The organism is Mesorhizobium sp. M2E.F.Ca.ET.209.01.1.1 (genome assembly GCF_004010375.2).
GTDB lineage: Bacteria > Pseudomonadota > Alphaproteobacteria > Rhizobiales > Rhizobiaceae > Mesorhizobium.
Map to the genome: position 1 here is coordinate 1 of NZ_SADP02001216.1, position 288 is coordinate 288.

1 pseudogene is annotated in these 288 nt (G+C 71.9%); it reads right to left on the minus strand.

Features of this window, described 5'->3' with window-relative positions:
• A pseudogene (locus EN852_RS39800) lies at positions 1-288 on the minus strand (AraC family transcriptional regulator); the annotation flags it as partial.

Sequence of the window (288 nt, forward strand, 5' to 3'; positions counted from 1 at the left end):
CTGTCGGTGAGCACGCGGGCGCGCGTGCCCCACACCTCGCTAAGGCCCAGCCGCTCGCCGACAATTTCGCCGGCCGGCACGCCGAGCCAGCCGGCGGCGGCGCCCGGCCGGAAGCGGAAACCGATGATCACCGCGCCGGCCGGCGGCGTCTCGATCTGCAGCTCCTTGTCCGGCCCGGCAATGCGGAAGCGGCCGTCGATCCATTGCAGGTCGATCGTGGCGTCCGGCGTGATGACGATCGGTGGTGCTGCCCGGCCATCCATGCGGTGGACCCAGACCGCACAGAAG